We start from the raw sequence: 19,372 nt of genomic DNA, 5'->3' as shown, positions 1-19,372 counted from the left end.
CAATTTCTTTTATATGGAAATTTTTAATTTTTTCACTACAGAAAAGTGTCGTTTTATAATATTAACCCTCCCAAAATATTACAAATTTCGTCTTAACTTGAAACTCATTTCTTAAAATCAATTAAATTTTCTTATATACGGAAAAAGTCTTTCAACCTTCTTTCTAGGTCAAAAGACTTTTTCTTTTACAATGCAACATATGCTTTTTCGTACTTATTATCGATATGACTGGATAGATGTTGTATTTTTTGCATATTACTGATGTCCAAGTTACCTCCACTAACGATAACACCACAATGTCTAGATGAAATGGAGTCATTATGTGCAAACAATGCAGCTAGAGCTGCGGCACCAGCACCTTCCATTAACGTCTTATTTCTTTCCAACATGTAAATGATCGCTGAAGCAATTTGTTCATCGTTAACTGTAACAATGTCATCAACATAAGAGCGAATAAGTGGCAATGTCAATTCACCTGGCTGTTTTACTGCAATTCCTTCTGCTATTGTCGATACATTTGATAAAGAATGCGCTTGGCTCGAATGATAGCTTCGATGCATCGCAGCTGCACCTTCAGCCTGTACGCCTATTACTTTGATATTTCTATTCACATGTTTGGCAGCAACTGCAATGCCACTTATTAATCCCCCACCACCAATTGGCACAATAATTGTATCAATTCGGTCCTCTTGACGAAGTAATTCCATTGCTATCGTCCCTTGACCAGCCATAATATCATAATCATCAAAAGGGTGAATATAAGTAGCACCAGTTACTTTTTGATGTTGAAGTGAAGCTTCATAGGCTTCTTGAAAGCTTTCACCAACAAGGTTTACTGTTGCCCCATAATTTCTTGTTGCATTAATTTTTGCTAATGGTGTTCCTTCCGACATAAAAATCGTTGCCTTAACACCTAATTTTGCTGCTGCATGAGCTACTCCTTGCGCATGATTTCCAGCTGAAGCAGTAATTACTCCGTGTTGTAATTCTTCATTTGACAGTTGCATTAATTTATAACTTGCTCCTCGAAATTTAAACGCTCCAGTTTTTTGCTGATTTTCCATTTTACAGTACACATGCTTACCAACAATATCATCCGTTGTATGTGATGTTACTAATGGTGTACGATGAACAATCGGTGTTAATTTCTTCATTGCTTGGTATACTTTTTCACCATTTAAGCGATCCCCAAGACAACTCACTCTCCTTCTATTCTGTAACGATAAAGTAAATCCTAGTTTGCAGATTCATAGGATGCAATCTTCTCTTCTTTTAATAAGGTTAACGCTATATCATCCCAACCATTAATTAATTTCTCACGTTGGTATGGAGTAATATCAAAAGATGTCGTTGTTCCATCAGAGGCTTGAATAATTTGCTGCTTTAAATCAACATCTAACGTTAACCCCTTTTCTGCTTTATGCATCCACGACTTCACTTGCTGCTCATCCATCTTAATAACTAATATGCCATTTTTTAACGCATTATTATAAAAAATATCCGCAAAGTCTGGCGCAATAATGACTTTAAATCCATAATCGGCAAGAGCCCACGGGGCATGTTCCCTACTTGACCCACATCCAAAATTATCACCAGCAACCAAAATGGTAGCATCCTTATAATTAGGATCATTTAAGACAAAGTCACTTCGCTCTGTTCCATCATCATTAAATCTCCAATGAAAAAATAGAAACTGTCCAAAACCAGTTCGTTCAATTCGTTTTAAAAATTGTTTTGGAATGATTTGATCTGTGTCTACATTAGCTCTATTTAATGGACAAACCTTTCCACTATGAAATTCCAATGGTTCCATTTCTTTTCCCTCCTAACTTGGGACGCCTGTATACGATCTTACATCAACAAAATGTCCTTCTATTGCTGCAGCTGCAGCCATTTCTGGACTCACGAGATGTGTTCTAGCTCCGTTTCCTTGTCTGCCTTCAAAATTCCGGTTGGAAGTGGAGGCGCATCTACCTCCAGCTGGCACAATGTCATCATTCATTCCTAAGCACATGCTACAACCTGAATTTCTCCATTCAAATCCAGCATCGATAAATACTTGATCTATCCCTATTTCTTCGGCTTTTTGTTTTACTAGAAAGGATCCAGGAACCACCATGGCACGAATACCAGCTTTCACTTTTTTCCCTTTCACAATTGCTGCGGCTTTTTTTAAGTCACTTAATCTCGAGTTTGTGCATGAACCAATGAATACATGGTCTACTTCAATAGATGTCATCAATTGGTTTTCTTTTAACCCCATGTATTCCAATGCACGTTCTACTTCATCTGGATAACTTGCTTTTTCAATCGAAGGTGTAGTGGAGCTAATAGGTACACACATACTCGGATTTGTTCCCCATGAAACTTGGGGTTCAATTTCATTCGCATGAATGGTGACCGTATGATCATAGACAGCTTCTTCATCTGTAGCTAATTGTATCCATTCAGCTGCTAATACTTCATATGCGTCTCCATCGGGAACCATTTCGCGCCCTCGTAGGTAGTCTACTGTAGTTTGATCTGGACTAATCAAACCTGCTCTAGCACCTGCTTCAATGGACATGTTACAGATTGTCATTCTTTCTTCCATAGACATTTTACGAATCGCGTCTCCGGTATATTCCATGACATAACCAGTACCAAATTGAACACCAAACTTTGCAATAATCGCTAAAATTAAATCTTTTGCAGTAACGCCTAACCCGAGTTCACCAATAACTTTTACATTTAATGTCTTTGGTTTGTCTTGCCAAATAGTTTGTGTTGCTAAAACATGTTCAACTTCACTTGTACCTATCCCAAATGCCAAAGCGCCAAAAGCTCCATGTGTTGACGTATGACTGTCTCCACATACAATTGTTTTCCCCGGTTGCGTAAGGCCAAGTTGCGGCCCAATAACGTGTACAATTCCTTGATCTGGATGGTACATATCAGCAAGTTTTATTCCAAATTCTTCACAATTTTTCTTCAGTGCTTCCATCTGCTTTTTAGATATTTCATCTTTAAATGATTCTCTATTTATAGTTGGAACGTTATGGTCCATAGTTGCAAAGGTTAAGTCAGGTCGACGAACCTTTCGATTATTTAAACGAAGTCCCTCAAAAGCTTGAGGAGAAGTTACTTCATGAACCAAATGTTGGTCAATATAAAGAAGACTTGGCTTGCCCTCTTCTTCATGAACAATATGTTTTTCCCATATCTTTTCGAAAATAGTTTGTGGTTTCTGCATGTCTTACACCTCCATCCTATACATACGAGTTGCATATAGAATCTGAAATACTTTTTGTTGTTACATTTTCCAATACTGCTTCTGTCATTTGTTTCGTACCCACTTGTATTCCACCTGGTATATGAATATCTGCAGTGTGAAAACCTTGTAATAAGCAATCATTTACCGCACGTTCTATTTCTTTTGCTTCATCTACTAAACCAAAAGAATGTTCTAGCATTAGTGCAGCGGATAAAATCATCGCTAATGGATTGGCAATTCCATCTCCAGCAATATCAGGTGCTGATCCATGAACAGGTTCATATAAACCAAGTCCATCAGCACGTAAACTTGCTGATGGAAGCATTCCTAAAGATCCGGTAAGCACTGATGCTTCATCACTCAAAATGTCACCAAATAAATTCTCTGTTACGATGACATCAAAGGCACTTGGCTGTGTAACAAGCTTCATGGCAGCTGCATCAACAAGTAGATGCTCTACGGTAACATCTGGATAATCTATAGACTTTTCCTCTACAATTTCTCTCCATAACTTACTAGATTCTAAAACATTTGCTTTATCAACGGACGTAAGATGTTTTCTTCTAATTCGTGCAGCTTCAAATCCACGTTCTACAATCCGTTCAATTTCTTCCCGAGAGTAACGAAGTGTATCAACTACCCCTCCATCAGTTGTTCGTTCACTTGGTGTGCCAAAATAAATTCCACCAGTTAATTCTCGAATAATTAACATATCTGCCTGATTTACAATTTCTTCTTTCAATGGTGATGCATATAATAAGGAAGAAATTGTTTTAACTGGTCGTAAATTGGCAAAAAGTCCAAGTTGTTTTCGAATTCCTAATAATCCTTTTTCCGGTCGTAAATGAGATGGGTTGGCGTCCCATTTGGGACCGCCAACAGCTCCCATTAGAATTGCATCTGCTTTTAAACAGGCATCTACTGTTTTATCAGGCAATGGTGTACCATATTCATCTAAGGCACTTCCCCCAATCGCATGTTCTTCAAATGTAAAACGATAATTATATTCACTTGCTATCGCTGTTAATACTTGTTTAGCAGAATCAATAATCTCTCTACCTATTCCATCACCAGGAAGCAAAATGATATGTTTCTCCATTTCTTTTTCCTCCTTTATGACTCATAGACAAGTCGAGTTAAATTTGCTTTCTTCTGAACATAATAACGATTTACTGCCTGTATAAACGCAACTGCTGATGCCTGTAATACATCCTGAGCAGATCCTCTGCCATTTATTGTCTGGCCATTAATGATAATTTGAACATGGGATTCAGCCAAGGCGTCTTTACCGCCGCCAACCGAATTAATTTGATAATCTACCAATGTGATATCTTCTGCAATCAAGTAATTTATCGTTTTATATAACGCTTCAACACTGCCATTTCCTTGTTGTGTCGCTTCAATTAGTGATCCATTCGGAGATTCTAAGATAACATTTGCTTTAGGAGTGTCGGCAGTATCATAAGAAACTCCAAATTGAATTAACTTGTATTTATCTACTACGGTTGAATCTGTTTTGATATCCATCAAAATGGTATATAAATCATCATCCGTTACTTCTTTCTTTTGATCTGTTAGTAGTTTAAATTGGTCAAATGCCGTTTTTAACTCTTCTTCTGATAGTTCTACACCGAATTCTTTTAATTTATCTTTAAACGCATGCCTGCCTGAATGTTTTCCAAGAAATAGTGTATTAGAGGATACTCCTACCATTTCAGGGGTAATAATCTCATATGTCTCGGTATTTTTTAAGACACCATCTTGATGAATGCCTGATTCATGAGAAAAGGCATTTCTTCCTATTACCGCCTTATTTGCTTGCACATACATGCCTGTTAGTTTTGCTACCAAGTCACTCGTACGTTTCGTCTCTTTCAAATTTAATCCTGTTTCAAACGGATAATAATCGGAACGAATTTTTAACGCGACAGCCACCTCTTCTAAAGCAGCATTTCCTGCTCGTTCACCAATACCATTGATTGTTCCTTCTACTTGTGTAGCTCCATTTTCCACAGCGGCTATTGAATTAGCTACTGCCATTCCAAGGTCATTATGACAATGGCAGGATAAAGCGACTCGATCAATGTTCGGAACTGTTTCTTTGATAAATCGAAATAATTTCCCATATTCTTCTGGGGTTGTATACCCAACCGTATCCGGAAGATTAATTACGGTTGCTCCAGCTTCAATCACTTTCTCGATAATTTGTGCTAAGAAATTCCAATCTGAACGAGTTGCATCCTCAGCCGACCATTCAATTTCATCAAATCGTTCTTTCGCATAAGCGACCATGTTAACCGCAGTTTCAATCACTTGTTCCGGTGATTTCTTCAATTTGTAAGTCATATGAATTGGTGATGTCGCTAAGAAAATATGAATCGCTGGTTTCTCTGCCCCTTTTAGCGCTTCATAAGCTGTATCAATATCAGATTTAACCGTACGAGCAAGCGCAATAACTGAAGATTTCTTGATCGTTGAGGCAATTTGTTTTACCGATTCAAAATCCCCTTTGGAGGAAGCAGGAAAACCTGCCTCCATCCGATCTACACCATATTTTTCAAGTTGCTTTGCAATCTCAAGTTTTTCTGCTTTATTCAAATTAACTCCTGGAGACTGTTCCCCATCTCGAAGTGTTGTATCGAAAATCTTAATTCGGGACATGGACATTCACATCCTTTTTCTTAGAATTAATTGGCTGTTTAACAAAAGGCATTAACTCACGTAACTCCCTTCCCACAGTTTCAATTTGATGACTATTTTCTCTGCGATTAATCGCATTGAATTGTGGTCTACCAGCCTGATTTTCCAAAATCCAACCTTTAGCGAAAGAGCCGGTTTGAATATCATCAAGGATAGATTTCATACGCTCTTTAGTTTGATCATCTACCACACGTGGACCCGATACAAAATCTCCCCACTGTGCTGTATCCGAAATAGAATAGCGCATATTTTCTAATCCACCTTCATAGAGGAGATCAACAATTAATTTCATCTCATGAAGACATTCAAAATATGCTACTTCTGGTTGATACCCAGCATCTGTTAATGTTTCAAACCCAGCTTTGATAAGACTGGTAACTCCTCCACATAACACTGCTTGCTCGCCAAATAAGTCTGTCTCTGTTTCTTCTTGAAAACTTGTTTCGAGTACTCCCGCTCTTGCAGCACCAATTCCTTTTGAGTAGGCAAGGGCTACTTCTTTTGCTTCACCAGTATAATCTTGTTCAACACCGTATAGCGCAGGTACTCCAGCTCCATCTTCAAACGTTCGACGAACTAAATGCCCAGGCCCTTTTGGTGCAACCAAGAATACATCAACATTCGCTGGAGGTACAATTTGCGTGAAGTGAATATTAAATCCATGTGCGAATACAAGCGCATTCCCTTGTTCAAGATTATCTTTAATGCTTTCTTCATACACTTTTGGTTGCATTTCATCCGGAAGTAGTACCATGACAACATCTGCCTGACTACTTGCTTCTGCTACTGATAAAACATTAAAGCCATCTTCTTCTGCTTTTTGCTGTGACTTCCCTGGACGTAATCCAACTACGACATCATAACCAGAATCCCTTAAATTCATCGCATGAGCATGCCCCTGTGAACCATATCCGATAATTGCAATCTTCTTGTTTTTTAATACTCCATCTTGAATATCTTTTTCATATAATACTTTAGCCATTTTAATCTCCCTCTCCATTTAAAATTATTTAAAATTTATGTTCAAAAAGTGAATTAACCTTTTGCTACTAAATTAAAATCACTGTTGGATTGTTCTGGCTGCTGACCTCTTAAGAATGCAGTTAAACCAGTTTTAGTAAGTTCCTTGATACCATAAGGTCGTAATAAGGCAATTAATGCATCGACTTTATCTGGTTTACCAGTTACTTGAATGATTAAGCTATCTTTACTTACATCGATTACTGCTGCTCGGAATGGTGTAATAATACTTTGTATTTCTGCTCTTGTTTGATTGGTTCCGACTACTTTTATTAGAGCTAACTCTCTAGCAACTAGCGCTTTGTCAGTTACATCCATTACTTTTAATACATCGATTTGTTTATTTAATTGTTTGGTTAGTTGTTCTAATTTCTGTTTGTCATTAATCTCAACAACGAACGTCATTTTGGATATTCCTTCCGTTTCTGATGCTCCTACAGAAATACTTTCAATATTGAATTGCCTTTTATGAAGCATTCCAGTAATACGGTTCAGGACTCCTCCTCGATCCTGTACAGTAGCGATGATAATTCTTTTCATCTTCTCACTCCAATCATTTCTTGAATCCCTGTACCTGGAGCAATCATTGGATAAACAGATGTTTTTTGGACCACCCTGCAATCAATAACAACCGGGCCATCATACGCAAATACTTCAGATAGGATTTCAGGAACATCGGCTTCCTTTTCGACCCTCATTCCTCTCACGCCATAACTTTCTGCCAATTTAACAAAGTCTGGGTTTTCTGAAAACAAGGAATGTGAATATCTTTCTTCGTAAAAACTTTCCTGCCATTGGCGTACCATCCCGAGTGCCTCATTGTTCAAAATGATTACTTTTACTGGCAGGTTTTGCGACTTCAGTATGGACAATTCTTGTAAAGTCATTTGAAAACCGCCATCACCTACTACCGCTAATACTAAACTTTCTGGTTTAGCGATTTGAGCTCCAATTGCTGCAGGAAAACCAAATCCCATCGTTCCTAATCCACCGGATGTCACCCAATTATGCGGATTTTTAAATGCATAATATTGTGCCGCCCACATCTGGTGTTGTCCTACATCCGTTGTTACAACAGCTTCTCCATTAGATAACTCATATATTTGCTCCATTAACCATTGGGGTGATATAGATTGATCCGAACGGTCATACCATAATGGGAAATCCAACTGATTATGCTTCACTTGATGTAGCCAGTTTTGATGATCACATTTTTCTGTTGTATTTTTTAAAAGAGCTGTTAACGCTCGTTTTGCATCAGCAACTACTGGAATATTCGTCTCAATATTTTTGCCAATTTCAGCGGGATCGATATCAATATGAATGATCTTCGCATTCGGTGCGAAATGTTTAATATTTCCTGTCAACCTGTCATCAAATCGTGCACCAATATTTATTAATAAATCACATTCATATATCGCCATATTCGCTGCGTATGTTCCGTGCATCCCCGCCATTCCTAGAGATAAGGAGTCCTTGCCAGGATAGCTTCCTAACCCAAGCAAGGTTGTAACTACCGGCAGTTGATAATGATCAGCAAATTGCTTTAACTCATTGGAACCATCAGAGATAAGAACTCCCGCTCCAGCTAATAATACCGGCTTTTCCGCTCGTGCTAATGCCTCGTTTACTTTTGTAATTTGCAAAGGGTTCGGAGTTATTGTTGGCTGATAACCAGGTAAATGAAAATCTCCTTCATAGTCATTCACGGTTACTGTTGAAGATATATTCTTTGGAATATCAACAACGACTGGCCCTGGTCTACCTGTTGTTGCAATGTGAAATGCTTCATTGACAATACGAGGTAGGTCAGCTATTTCATTCACTTGGTAGTTATATTTGGTAATTGGTGTTGTTATTCCCATTACATCAGCCTCTTGAAAAGCATCCGTTCCAATTACTCCTTTTGCAACTTGACCAGTAAATATGACAAGAGGAATGGAATCCATCATTGCATCCGTTATCCCCGTGATTAAATTAGTTGCCCCTGGCCCTGAAGTAGCAATTACAACTCCTGGTTTTCCAGAAACCCGGGCATAACCTTCTGCTGCATGAATAGATCCTTGCTCATGTCGCGAAAGCACATGCTCAAAAGATGTTTGATTTCGATGTAAAGCATCGTAAATCGGTAATACAGCACCTCCAGGATAACCAAAAACTACTTCGACATTCGCTCTTTCCAATGCTTGCACAAACAAATCAGCACCTGTTACTAAATTTGTTTTAACCTCCACCTGCTGGTTTGCATCTACTTTCACAACAGTACCCTCCTTTAAATAATTTACCTACTAATCGAAAAAAAGACCCTTCTCACCCACATACATGTTCTCTAGCATGCATGGGATGAAAAGAGTCTTCTTTTCACGGTACCACCCAGTTTCACAGAATCCTCACGAACCCTGTCTCGTCAGCTGTATATCAGCTGTTTGATAACAGGTACACGATTATGTGCACCCGACCACATCTACTTAGATGAACAATCCAAGTCTATCTGGCTGTAATAAAAAGCCATCTAAACTTGAAATACCCGTTCCATGTGGCACTCAGGGACGATGTCAGATCAAAGCACATTTCTGGGCTTCCAGCAACCCCAGCTCTCTGTGAATGCAACTCTTTTGATCCTTTATTCCCGTCAACGAATTAACGATATTTAATTAACATTATCCAAGTGTCAGAATAATTGTTTTTATTAGTCAATTGTTATATTGCGGTTAATCATATCTCGTTTTTTTTATGTCGTCAATAGGTTTTCGAAAGTTTTTTAATTATTCCGGATTGTCAGATTTTATGAATGCGTTTACATCACTATCATAAATAGGTATGGAGTATTTTATTACATTTATGTAATAAAGTGAGAAAGAACTGATATTTTTATTGAAATTTATGTCAGAGAACCTCACATACCAACATTTCTATGTATTAGGGATGAAAAAATTTGCTTTCTCAATAAAAAGCATTAATTTTAATCAATTAGTTTTTTTATATGTAAAAAGGCTTATTGAATAACATAAGAAAAAAGCTGCCATTTAAGTCTTATTTGACCTAACTGACAGCTTTCACCTTAATCTCGATGTAAATAATCTGTTACAGCACCTTTTGATGAGCAAGTAACATTATGCGCGTATTTTCCAAGAACCCCTTTCATATATAGTTCAGGTGCTTCCCACTTTCCTTGACGTAGTTTTATTTCATCTTCTGAAACGTCCATGGAAATCTCTCTTTTATCAGAATCTATGGTCACCATATCTCCCTCTTGCAGGAATGCGATAGGTCCACCATCTTGCGCTTCCGGACTTATATGCCCTACGACAAGCCCATGTGTACCACCAGAGAATCTACCATCTGTCAATAAAGCTACCGATTCTCCCATTCCTTTACCTACGAGAATACTAGAAACAGACAACATCTCCGGCATTCCCGGTCCACCTTTTGGTCCAACATAACGGATAACTAACACATCGCCCTCGTTAATTTTGTTATCTAGTATTGCTTGGGTTGCCTCTTTTTCTGTGTTAAATACACGAGCTGGACCTGTGTGTCTTTTCACCTTCACACCAGATACTTTCGCAACAGCACCAGTTGGGGATAAATTTCCCTTTAAGACAATCAGAGGACCATCTTTTCTTTTTGGATTATCAAAAGGCATAATTACTTGCTGATTTTCTTTAAGATTAGGCGCTTCCGCTAGATTTTCTGCGATAGTCTTCCCTGTTACAGTAAGACAATCACCATGTAAGTATCCATTTTCATATAACAATTTCATTACTGCTTGTACTCCACCAACCCGATGAAGATCTTGCATAACAAAACGTCCACTTGGTTTTAAATCTGCTAAATGCGGAACTTTTTTCTGAATTCGATTAAAATCATCAATCGTTAAGTCAACTTCTGCTGCATGGGAAACCGCAAGTAAATGCAAGATCGCATTTGTAGAACCCCCTAATGCCATAACAACAGTAATTGCATTTTCAAAGGCTTTTTTTGTAAGAATATCTTTTGGATAAATGTCTTTTTCTAATAATTTTTTAATCGCTTCACCAGCTTCTTCTACATCGTTTCTCTTTTCTTCTGATTCTGCTGGGTTAGAAGAACTTCCCGGTAAGCTGATTCCTAAAGCTTCCGCTGCAGATGCCATTGTATTCGCAGTATACATTCCGCCACATGCCCCAGCGCCTGGACAGGCGTGACATTCTACTCTTCTTAATTGATTATCGTCAATAGTGCCTGCGTTATGTTGTCCTACTCCTTCAAAAACCGAAACAATATCTATATCTTTCCCATTAACATTTCCTGGTGCAATTGTGCCACCATATACAAATACAGAGGGAACTCCTGCATTAGCAATAGCAATCAAGCACCCTGGTATATTCTTGTCACATGCTCCAATCGCAACCAATCCATCTAGATTTTCCGCTCCAACCACGGTTTCAATCGAATCAGCGATGAGATCTCGACTTGGTAGAGAGTAGTTCATACCTTGCGTACCCATGGAAATCCCATCAGAAACAGTTATCGTATTAAAGATAAATGGAACAGCATCAGAATGACGTACTCCTTTTTTTGCAAGAAGAGCCAAATCATTCAAATGTATATTACAAGGCGTTACTTCTGCCCATGTGCTTGCTACACCAATCATAGGCTTTTTAAAATCTTCATCGGTAACACCAACAGCGCGAAGCATTGCTCTATTAGGAGCTCGCATCGTTCCATCAAATGCTTTACTTTTTATACGCAAATCTTTACCCATAAATATTCCACCCTTCTTTTCGGACTATTATATGACTAATATTTTTATAGTTCAATGAATTTCGTCTTTTTAATTTACTTTGCGATAATGGTGCACCTTAAAATTATCGAAGTGATTTTTGATATCAGAAATATATTGACAATGGTTTTCAGATTGCTATATTGATAACAACACATCAAATACTTTGCTGATTTACAGCATTAAAAAGGAGTAATATTATGCTTACTGACCAACACCTCCTTCGTATACCTGGTCCAAGTCCAATACCACCTAGTGTACAACAAGCTATGAATGGTACGATGATTGGACATCGAGGTAAGGAAACAAAAGAACTTTTACAACGTATATTACCTAGATTAAAACCAATTTTTGGTACAAAACAGGATGTAATTCCAATTGCAGGCAGTGGTACTGCAGGGCTGGAAATGGCTGTAATCAACGCTGCAAGACCAGGAGATCATGTACTCGTTATAGTTACTGGGGCATTTGGCGATCGCTTTACAAAGATTTGCAACGCATATGACTTACATGTAAATCGAATTGATGTACCATGGGGAGAAGCAATTGATCCATCTTACATAGAATCATATTTACAAGATCATCCAGAAATTAGTGTCGTTTTTGCAACATTTTGTGAAACTTCTACTGGAGTTTTAAATTCCATTCAAGCCTTGGGTAAAGTAATTCATAATAAATCCAATGCTTTATTCGTTGTTGACGGTGTCTCTTGTGTAGCTGGGGTAGAAACAAAAATGGATGATTGGGGAATTGATATCCTTGTAACTGGTTCGCAAAAAGCATTTATGCTGCCTGCCGGTCTAATGTTTATTAGCGCTAGTGATCGTGCTTGGAAAGTAATTGAGGACAATCCACAGCATCGTTTCTATCTAGATATGCGAACGTATAAAAAGAGCTTAGCGGACATTTCCACTCCATTTACACCAGCTTTGTCTCTGTTATTTGGTTTGGATCAAGTATTGAATTTAATCGATCAAGAAGGATTAAGTAATGTGTTTAAACGTCATCTTCTTTTGCGCGATATGACAAGAGCGGCTTTTAAGGCATTAGATATTCCGCTGTTAACCTCAGACGAAGCAGCTTCACCGACTGTTACTGCTGTTCAGCCAACTGATTTTGATTCTGAAGAACTCAGACAAGCATTGAAATCACATTTTAATCTATCGCTTGCAGGAGGACAGCAACATCTAAAAGGAAAAATATTTCGGGTAGGACATATGGGTTATTGTTCCCCAGCAGATGCATTGCAAACAATCAGTTTAATTGAGATTGGTTTACAACTGATCGGAAAGAATGTTGAGTTAGGTAAAGGCACAGCTGCTGCTCAGCAAATTTATACACAGCAGGAGGTAAGATAAAAGATGACTTTTCAAGTACTTATTAGTGACCCTTTAAGCGAAGATGGCCTCAAACCGCTTCAAGAGGCTGAAAATATTGAACTCGTGATTAATCCAGGATGGAATGACGAAGAATTATTAGACCAAATTGATGTTTTTGATGCCATATTAGTTCGAAGTCAGACTCAAGTTACACGTGCCTTAATTGAAAAAGCAAGTAATTTAAAAATCATTGGTCGCGCTGGTGTTGGTGTTGATAATATAGATTTAGATGCTGCTACAGAAAATGGAGTTATAGTCGTCAATGCTCCAAACGGTAATACAAACTCTGCAGCAGAGCATACAGTGGCCATGATTATGGCATTATCACGAAATATCCCACAAGCTTATCACGCTTTAAAACAAAAACAATGGGATCGTAAACGATTTGTTGGAGTAGAATTAAAACAAAAAACACTAGGTATTGTTGGCTTAGGAAGAATCGGTGCTGAGGTAGCTGCAAGAGCAAAAGGTCAACGTATGAACGTCATTGCCTACGATCCGTTCTTCACAGAAGAAAAAGCAGAACAAATGGGAGTGCAATATGGAACATTAGAAGATGTGTTACGTGCTGGAGATTTTATCACTGTCCATACTCCGTTGCTAAAGGAAACCAAACACTTAATTAACAAAGATGCATTTGAAATCATGAAAGATGGTGTTCAAATTGTTAACTGTGCGCGTGGAGGCATTATTGACGAAGACGCATTATACGATGCAATACAGTCAGGAAAAGTAGCAGGTGCCGCATTAGACGTGTTTGAACAAGAACCCTTTACAGATCATAAGTTGTTAACACTCCCAGAAGTAGTTGCTACACCACACTTAGGTGCAAGTACTGTCGAAGCTCAAGAAGTAGTAGCTATCGATGTAAGCCATGATGTACTTCGTTTTTCACAAGGAGAAGCAGTTCGAAATCCGGTTAATATGCCATCTGTTCCTAGCGAGATTATGTATAAAATTGAGCCGTATTTCCATCTCGCTGAAAAGCTTGGTACTTTTATTACTGATTTAACCAAAGAAGTGGTGAGCGAAGTAAAAATTACGTATGCCGGCGATCTAGCGGATATTGAGATTGCACCATTAACTCGAAACGCTGTTAAAGGTCTCCTGAAGCGTTACTTAGGAAGCAGAATCAATGATGTAAACGCACTGTTTCTAGCTGACCGTAAAGGAATTGAGGTTAGCGAGAGTAAAACGTCATCTAAAAAAGGATTTACAAACTTAATCACAATCGAAGTTTCAGGTAAGTTTGGTACTAGGAAAGTAGCAGGAACATTGTTAAACGGTTTGGGTCCACGATTAGTTCGTGTTGATGAGTATCGCGTGGATATAACACCACAAGGTCATATGGTCGTTATCCAACATCGAGATCAGCCAGGTGTAATTGGACGAATGGGAAGTACTATCGCAAAACATAATATTAATATTGCTACGATGCAAGTGGATCGATCAGACATTGGTGGTGACGCTATTATGATTCTTACCATAGATCGGCACCTAGAGGATGAGGCATTAAACGAAATTGAAAGTCTAGATGAAATTAAATCCGTTACTGCGATTGATTTATAAATAATGTTCAATGGAGATCGACTATAGGTATAACAAACCGTTTTATAAAAAAACGAACATTTATAGATGTTTTGATTTTCATTCCAGACGGGCGCTTTCCGCAGGCACGGCTTCAGCTAACTTGAAAAGAAGAACACTTTTCAAGTGGATCTTCAGCTCGTGCTGTTCCTGCAGGAGTCGCCGTCTTCCATTACAATCAAAGCCAAGTTATTAAGAACATTCGAATTAAACATTAAAAACTTTTTATGACATTGATTCCACTAGTTTTAATAATTCATCTAATGATTTTATTTCATAAACTGGTTGAATATCCGTATCATTTTTTAGATCAAATCGATTTAACCATACAGAAGGAATCCCTTGGCGATTCGCTCCAATAATATCTGTATGTAAGTTATCTCCAACCATCAATACATCTTCAGACAGTAACTCTAATCTTGATAAAGCTAAATCAAATATCTCTGTGTCCGGCTTTCCTACACCTACACCCCCAGAAATAATAATATGTTCAAAATAAGGTACTAATTCAGGTGATAATTCTAATTTTAGATTTTGTAAGCTGGGAGAACCATTTGTTAACAGTACAAGCGGTAGCTTTGTATATAACTTTTCCAATACTTCAATCGCATCAGAAAATATACATGCCGTTCGTTTTCTATTTTCACGAAAAGCATTTGCTAGCTGACTTGCATAGTTTTCATCTTTTATTCCCACTTCTTGCAATCCTTGATTCCAAGCATCTTTTTGATAAAGAGGAGCGATTTCTTTTAATTTTTCAAAGTCGATTCCTTTATCATCAAACGTAGCCCAGAGACCTTCAAAAGGATTTATACCAATTTTTTTCGTGAATTCATAAGTGTCGTATGATGCATACAATCTTCGAGCATGCTTTTTCACACTATTTTCTAACTTCTTAGGATCAATATTCTTCTCTCGATTAGCGGCATCACAAGTGATATTAAATGCATCTTGTACACTTTTTTTATCCCACAATAATGTATCATCTAAATCAAATATAATTGCTTTAGCCAAAATATAGCCTCCTTTATTCCATAATTCTCTTTAACAAACTAATATATTACTAATTTAACATAATTAATTTAAAATTTAGGCTTGATAAAATCTTTTTTATGTCTTATGATAAATAGAAATTTACAACAGCAAGGGAGACGTTTGATATGGAAGAACAAACAATTCGCGTACAACGAAGTGAAACAAAGAAAGAGAAACCTCAGTCCGATCAGTTGATTTTTGGAAGATCTTTTACGGATCATATGTTTGTCATGGATTACTCTGATCCTTTAGGATGGCATAATGCGAGTATTGTACCATATCAACCACTAATGATAGATCCTTCTTCAATGATTTTTCATTACGGGCAATCCGTTTTTGAAGGATTAAAGGCATTTCGTACGGAGAGTGGAGATATTCAATTATTCCGCGCAGAGAAAAACCTTGAGCGTTTAAATCGTTCCAACGATCGTCTATGTATTCCACAAATCGATGAGGAATTCACATTAAAAGCAATTAAACAATTAATCTCCATCGATAAGGATTGGGTTCCGAGCGCAGAAGGAACATCCCTGTATATTCGTCCTTTTATCATTTCAACGGAGGCTTATATCGGGGTAGCACCGTCGATGAGCTATAAACTAATCGTCATTTTATCTCCAGTAGGTGCTTATTACAAAGAAGGAATAAATCCAGTTAAAATTGCTGTTGAAGATCACTATGTACGTACGGTGAGAGGTGGTACTGGTGAAGCAAAAACTGGCGGAAACTATGCATCAAGTCTTAAAGCACAAGAAATCGTTGCGAAACAAGGATTTGCACAAGTACTTTGGTTAGATGGTGTTGAGAAAAAGTATATCGAAGAAGTTGGAAGTATGAATGTCTTTTTCAAAATTAATGGAGAAGTTGTTACCCCTCAATTGAACGGTAGCATTCTTTCAGGTGTGACTCGTAGCTCTGTTATTGAACTATTAAAACATTGGGGCGTACCCGTATCTGAAAAGCGAATTTCGATTGCAGAATTATATCAAGCTTATTTAGATGGTGATCTAGAAGAAGCATTTGGATCTGGTACAGCTGCTGTTATCTCTCCAATAGGTCAACTTACTTGGGAAGGCAAAGATATGATCGTCAACAAGGGTGAGACTGGAGAACTTTCTAAACGTATTTACGACACAATCACTGGAATTCAATATGGTCATGTAGACGATCCATTCCAATGGGTTCAAGGTATTGAGGCAAAAAGTCCCGTGAAGCATTGAAAGAATAAGAAATAATATATATCAAAATCTCCTTGGTGTTCTACTAAGGGGATTTTTTTAATTTCATTCAACAGTGTTATGAAAGTAGCTTGGACATTCTTTACACCTTTGAGTTACCGCTTTTCATGTTTCCTCCTAATTATGAGCATTCATACCTCTTATGAGTTACCATACTTCTTATTCTTTCCTGATTCTGGGCACTCATGCCTCTTATGAGTTACCATATTTCATAATCTTTCCTGATTCTGGGCACTCATGCCTCTTATGAGTTACCATATTTCATAATCTTTCCTGATTCTGGGCACTCATGCCTCTTATGAGTTACCATATTTCTTATTCTTTCCTGATTCTGGGCACTCATGCCTCTTATGAGTTACCATATTTCTTATTCTTTCCTGATTCTGGGCACTCATCTTAATTATATCTATCGAACCTGGCTACCCTAAAGCAATGCCTTGCTTATTATCATTTTCCCTAACAAAATAGCGAAAAGGACTGCGCTAAATAGCACAGCCCTCTCAGATCATTAATTTTTATTACTCAAATTAATGATCTAGTGATGGTCATCATTACGATAAGCCATGCTATCTTCAGCAATGCTTATCATTCTTTTGACCATCTCGCCTCCCACCGATCCGTTTTCTCGTGCTGTAGTATCAGCACCTAATTGAACGTGCATCTCACTCGCAATTTCTTCTTTCATTTGGTTTAATGCACGGTCTGCCTGCGGTACTAACAACTTATTTCTTCGCCTGTCAGCCACATGATCACTCCTCGGTGTAATTGAACAGCAGTTATATCACCACTGCTCATCCATCATTTTTTGTTAATTTACTTTTTTTATGCTCGGAAAACACTTCCACCTATTTGTTACGTTATTTTTCACAACTTAGGAAAATCTCTCGTTCTAATCCGACTTCTATTTTCATAAACTACCCATGTGCGATTTTTTAGTAATGGGAGGAAATAGTAAATGGTAAAGTGTCATCACGAGGTTAAACTAAACACTGACAGTATACAGGTTTGGGAGTTTATTGAAGACTGGTCTAATTGGGTAGAGATCGTTCCAGGTTATAAAAATCATAAGATTGTATCTAAAGAGGAATCGATTTGGAAAATACATGGCGAAATTGGCTCATTGAAAAAAGACACACATATTCATGTACGTATTTTAGAAGTAAAAGCTCCTTCGTTCATTTTATTTACGATGGATGCTTTAAAAGACCAATGTATTGGTAAAGGTAGCTTCCATGTAAAATCATTTAATCAGAATGACACTATAGTTTCAGGAAATATGGAATTAACAATAAAAGGTTGGAAAGGTACGATGCTTTATCCGATCGTTAAGCAATTACTCCCAAAAATACTGGAAGATTTCATGGAAAAAATTTCGACAAAAATAGAAACACCAAGTAAACAACAACGTTCTATGCGGGTAAATATTCCCATCTAAACAAAGACAGTATTTACTCCTTTCCCCTCCAATGATAAAGTATAAGAGGTATGTTTGGGAAAGGATACAATTTAAATGGATAAATTAAAACAGAACAAAACTATTTTAGAATATATGTATATTATTGTCGGAGCTACACTTGTAGGGCTATCCTATAATATCTTCTTTTTACCTGCGAGACTTGCTGCAGGTGGTATTTCAGGAATTAGCACTATTTTATTTGAACTATATGAATTCAGTCCCGCGTTAACACAATTTGCTTTTAATATTCCAATTTTTATCATTGGTTGGATTGCATTAGGAAAAGACTTTAGCTTCAAAACACTAATTGGAACATTTTGGGTTCCATTCATTATATTTGTAAGTGCCGAAATACCTGTCACTGTAACCAATCCGCTTTTAGGTGCATTATATGGTGGATTATTGCTTGGTGCAGGGTTAGGTATTGTATATAAAGGAAATGGATCTACTGGTGGAACAGCAGCGATTGCCCAGATTGTAAAAAAATTCACTGGTATATCTAGTGGTTACTCCCAGTTTATTGTTGATGGACTTGTCGTAATTGGTTCTATTATTGTATTTAGTGTCGAGCTTACTTTATTTGCATTAATGGCTATTTATATTTCAGGGAAAGCAATTGACTTCGTTCAATTACGTACTTCATCCACTAAATTAATTATGATTATCACTGAAGATGAGGAAGGCGTTCAAAATCTCATCCAAAATGGAATCGATCGTGGACTCACTAAAATCCGTTCCGTTGGTGGTTACTCCAAACTCGATAAAACCATGATACTATGTGTAGCAGAACAACCGGAAGCAGTAAAATTAAAAAGACTCTTACAAACAGAGTCTCCAGAGTCATTTGTCATATTTATAAATGCATCTGAGATACTTGGAAAAGGATTTTCACTTGATCGTTATTCTGGACAAAAATTATAAAGTCTTTCTATACAAGGG

Annotated in this window: 16 protein-coding genes; 5 read left to right on the top strand and 11 right to left on the bottom strand. The window is 37.5% G+C overall.

Translation table 11 applies throughout. The features are described 5' to 3' along the window. Positions 1–185: 185 nt before the first annotated feature. The 9 genes from ilvA to ilvD all read right to left on the bottom strand — a co-directional run bounded on the left by ilvA (position 186) and on the right by ilvD (position 11,720). Entirely contained in the window at positions 186–1,202 is a 1,017-nt protein-coding gene (ilvA, locus tag ABC346_RS08955) for a threonine ammonia-lyase (protein ID WP_413234526.1), read from the bottom strand. A gap of 32 nt (positions 1,203–1,234) precedes the next feature. Continuing rightward, entirely contained in the window at positions 1,235–1,813 is a 579-nt protein-coding gene (leuD, locus tag ABC346_RS08950; protein ID WP_413234525.1) for a 3-isopropylmalate dehydratase small subunit, read from the bottom strand. Positions 1,814–1,825: 12 nt separating this feature from the next. Then, complete coding sequence (gene leuC, locus ABC346_RS08945; protein ID WP_413234524.1) at positions 1,826–3,232, bottom strand: 3-isopropylmalate dehydratase large subunit; 1,407 nt, start codon at positions 3,230–3,232, stop codon at positions 1,826–1,828. 16 nt (positions 3,233–3,248) lie between these two features. After that, positions 3,249–4,352, bottom strand: a complete 1,104-nt coding sequence (leuB, locus tag ABC346_RS08940; protein ID WP_413234523.1) for a 3-isopropylmalate dehydrogenase — start codon at positions 4,350–4,352, stop codon at positions 3,249–3,251. Between the two features lie 14 nt (positions 4,353–4,366). Further along, positions 4,367–5,914: a 2-isopropylmalate synthase gene (locus ABC346_RS08935; protein WP_413234522.1), complete on the bottom strand. Its 1,548-nt coding sequence runs from the start codon at positions 5,912–5,914 to the stop codon at positions 4,367–4,369. Beyond that, complete coding sequence (gene ilvC, locus ABC346_RS08930; RefSeq protein ID WP_413234521.1) at positions 5,901–6,935, bottom strand: ketol-acid reductoisomerase; 1,035 nt, start codon at positions 6,933–6,935, stop codon at positions 5,901–5,903. The genes ABC346_RS08935 and ilvC overlap by 14 nt, the downstream gene beginning before the upstream one ends. 53 nt (positions 6,936–6,988) lie before the next feature. Continuing rightward, positions 6,989–7,513 (bottom strand): acetolactate synthase small subunit, encoded by a 525-nt coding sequence (gene ilvN, locus ABC346_RS08925; protein WP_413234520.1) that lies wholly within the window; start codon positions 7,511–7,513, stop codon positions 6,989–6,991. After that, positions 7,510–9,231: a biosynthetic-type acetolactate synthase large subunit gene (gene ilvB, locus ABC346_RS08920; RefSeq protein WP_413234519.1), complete on the bottom strand. Its 1,722-nt coding sequence runs from the start codon at positions 9,229–9,231 to the stop codon at positions 7,510–7,512. Before ilvB ends, ilvN begins: the two co-directional genes overlap by 4 nt. An 803-nt stretch (positions 9,232–10,034) precedes the next feature. Beyond that, the gene (gene ilvD / locus ABC346_RS08915; RefSeq protein WP_413234518.1) at positions 10,035–11,720 is read right to left on the bottom strand and encodes a dihydroxy-acid dehydratase; all 1,686 of its coding nucleotides are present in this window, start codon (positions 11,718–11,720) and stop codon (positions 10,035–10,037) included. Positions 11,721–11,938: 218 nt separating this feature from the next. Here ilvD and ABC346_RS08910 point away from each other — a divergent pair, with 218 nt between their 5' ends. Beyond that, a complete protein-coding gene (locus tag ABC346_RS08910) occupies positions 11,939–13,096 on the top strand; it encodes a pyridoxal-phosphate-dependent aminotransferase family protein (RefSeq protein ID WP_413234517.1) in 1,158 nt (385 codons plus the stop codon). Positions 13,097–13,099: 3 nt separating this feature from the next. Beyond that, positions 13,100–14,686, top strand: a complete 1,587-nt coding sequence (gene serA, locus ABC346_RS08905; RefSeq protein ID WP_413234516.1) for a phosphoglycerate dehydrogenase — start codon at positions 13,100–13,102, stop codon at positions 14,684–14,686. A gap of 243 nt (positions 14,687–14,929) precedes the next feature. Here serA and ABC346_RS08900 read toward each other — a convergent pair whose 3' ends face one another. After that, the gene (locus ABC346_RS08900) at positions 14,930–15,718 is read right to left on the bottom strand and encodes an HAD family hydrolase (RefSeq protein ID WP_413234515.1); all 789 of its coding nucleotides are present in this window, start codon (positions 15,716–15,718) and stop codon (positions 14,930–14,932) included. A 146-nt stretch (positions 15,719–15,864) separates the two neighbouring features. Here ABC346_RS08900 and ABC346_RS08895 point away from each other — a divergent pair, with 146 nt between their 5' ends. Further along, positions 15,865–16,959, top strand: coding sequence for a branched-chain amino acid aminotransferase (locus ABC346_RS08895; RefSeq protein ID WP_413234514.1), 1,095 nt, complete (start codon positions 15,865–15,867; stop codon positions 16,957–16,959). A gap of 553 nt (positions 16,960–17,512) precedes the next feature. Here the strand turns inward: ABC346_RS08895 and ABC346_RS08890 are convergent. Further along, positions 17,513–17,722, bottom strand: a complete 210-nt coding sequence (locus ABC346_RS08890; RefSeq protein ID WP_413234513.1) for an alpha/beta-type small acid-soluble spore protein — start codon at positions 17,720–17,722, stop codon at positions 17,513–17,515. 210 nt (positions 17,723–17,932) lie between these two features. Between ABC346_RS08890 and ABC346_RS08885 the strand changes: the two genes are divergently transcribed. Both ABC346_RS08885 and ABC346_RS08880 read left to right on the top strand, forming a co-directional pair. Next, positions 17,933–18,412 carry an SRPBCC family protein gene (locus ABC346_RS08885; protein WP_413234512.1) on the top strand — a complete coding sequence of 160 codons (480 nt, stop codon included), beginning with the start codon at positions 17,933–17,935 and terminating at the stop codon, positions 18,410–18,412. 75 nt (positions 18,413–18,487) lie between these two features. Then, positions 18,488–19,354 (top strand): YitT family protein, encoded by an 867-nt coding sequence (locus ABC346_RS08880; protein ID WP_413234511.1) that lies wholly within the window; start codon positions 18,488–18,490, stop codon positions 19,352–19,354. Positions 19,355–19,372: the final 18 nt, after the last annotated feature.

The sequence above is a fragment of the Oceanobacillus phoenicis genome (assembly GCF_047238145.1).
GTDB lineage: Bacteria > Bacillota > Bacilli > Bacillales > Amphibacillaceae > Oceanobacillus.
This window is presented reverse-complemented; position numbering and strand designations above follow the sequence as displayed.

Coding starts and splice junctions, on each gene's coding strand:
- leuD (WP_413234525.1), bottom strand. CDS start 1,813: ATGGAACCATTGGAATTTCATAGTGGAAAGGTTTGTCCATTAAATAGA.
- leuC (WP_413234524.1), bottom strand. CDS start 3,232: ATGCAGAAACCACAAACTATTTTCGAAAAGATATGGGAAAAACATATT.
- leuB (WP_413234523.1), bottom strand. CDS start 4,352: ATGGAGAAACATATCATTTTGCTTCCTGGTGATGGAATAGGTAGAGAG.
- ABC346_RS08935 (WP_413234522.1), bottom strand. CDS start 5,914: ATGTCCCGAATTAAGATTTTCGATACAACACTTCGAGATGGGGAACAG.
- ilvC (WP_413234521.1), bottom strand. CDS start 6,935: ATGGCTAAAGTATTATATGAAAAAGATATTCAAGATGGAGTATTAAAA.
- ilvN (WP_413234520.1), bottom strand. CDS start 7,513: ATGAAAAGAATTATCATCGCTACTGTACAGGATCGAGGAGGAGTCCTG.
- ilvD (WP_413234518.1), bottom strand. CDS start 11,720: ATGGGTAAAGATTTGCGTATAAAAAGTAAAGCATTTGATGGAACGATG.
- ABC346_RS08910 (WP_413234517.1), top strand. CDS start 11,939: ATGCTTACTGACCAACACCTCCTTCGTATACCTGGTCCAAGTCCAATA.
- serA (WP_413234516.1), top strand. CDS start 13,100: ATGACTTTTCAAGTACTTATTAGTGACCCTTTAAGCGAAGATGGCCTC.
- ABC346_RS08895 (WP_413234514.1), top strand. CDS start 15,865: ATGGAAGAACAAACAATTCGCGTACAACGAAGTGAAACAAAGAAAGAG.
- ABC346_RS08885 (WP_413234512.1), top strand. CDS start 17,933: ATGGTAAAGTGTCATCACGAGGTTAAACTAAACACTGACAGTATACAG.
- ABC346_RS08880 (WP_413234511.1), top strand. CDS start 18,488: ATGGATAAATTAAAACAGAACAAAACTATTTTAGAATATATGTATATT.